The following is a 1,139-nucleotide window of genomic DNA, read 5'->3' as shown; positions in this document are numbered from 1 at the left end:
GGCTTGTATACAGATATCACTGGTAACGTCAAAATCTGTGGTCGCGTGTTTTAGCCAGCGCATTGTTGTCAATGCCAAGGCCGTGCTTTTTTCCTGTACGTCAGATACAAATTCCGTGTTGCCAGCTCATCGCCAAGCCGATAGAAATCCACTCTGTTTGTTGGAGTCACGTACTCAGGAATCGTAGAACGCAAAAACGTGATCTCGTTCCCCTCGCACACCAAATAATAGGCGGTCATCATTTGCCCCAGAAAGGTGAACACATTGGGGGAAAAGTCCGCGTTGCGGCAGATATCCATTCCGCGTTTGTATATATCGTTGCCCTGTTTCAACAGGAGAAATTTTTCATTGTGAAACACTTTGAGCGGAACACAGGGCTTATTCCAGCCATTCTGGACCCCATGCAAAAACTTATCAAACGTATAACGGTATTCCTCCAACCCCTGATTAATGGCATAACTGCTGGGAACAGCAAGGACAATCTGTTCAGACGCCCAGACGATGGAGTTGAGGGCGGAGTTCTCCGGAAGCTCGGTCTCCAGCAAAAAATCCATTTGCCCCTCTTGAATACGCTGCATCATAGACAGATTGTCTCCCTTCGAGAAGGAGAGTGTGACTTGAGGATAGGCTTCGCGGAAATCCGCAAGGATTCGGGGCAAAACAGACGTGCAGAAAAACATGGAGCTTCCGATGTGAAGCTGCGAACAGGGCAGATTCGGCAGGGACTGCCGCGATGTTCCCGAGTCCGACTGGGAGAGCGCCATCGTGGGCTACACCACAATTTTGGATATGACGGAGGAGTCCATTGTCAAGGGGAACGACTTTGTACAGGGCAATCCCCGCTATCTGACAATTGTCAAAAACTTTCCCGCGTTTTTCTCCGTTGGCCCCGAGCTGGTCACGCCTGAAGAAGTTCCCGACGTGTTGAAGCTGGAGGTGCAGAGACGGACAGGTTCACCCTGTCCGTCTTTTGTGATTCGATTACGCCTTTTGGCAGGTGAAGGCGGCCATGGATTTGACCGTATCCAGCTTTACATCGGCATACAGCCCGGTCAGTCGCGCTCTAAGACTTTCCTTCGTCTCGTAGGGCGGCGTGAAAAAGCCGCGCGGCTCGTAAAAGCGGCGAATCCAGCGGTCTG

At 51.2% G+C, this 1,139-nt stretch carries 1 protein-coding gene and 1 pseudogene; one reads left to right on the top strand and one right to left on the bottom strand.

The genetic code is table 11. From position 1 onward, the window contains the following. Positions 1-68: 68 nt before the first annotated feature. Positions 69-764 (bottom strand): LysR family transcriptional regulator substrate-binding protein, encoded by a 696-nt coding sequence (locus tag RT018_RS13515; RefSeq protein ID WP_312942829.1) that lies wholly within the window; start codon positions 762-764, stop codon positions 69-71. 1 nt (position 765) lies between these two features. Here RT018_RS13515 and RT018_RS13510 point away from each other — a divergent pair. Continuing rightward, positions 766-1,139 (top strand): annotated as a pseudogene (locus RT018_RS13510) (hypothetical protein); the annotation flags it as partial.

This window comes from Oscillibacter sp. (assembly GCF_032060045.1).
Taxonomy (GTDB): Bacteria; Bacillota; Clostridia; order Oscillospirales; family Oscillospiraceae; genus Oscillibacter.
This window is presented reverse-complemented; position numbering and strand designations above follow the sequence as displayed.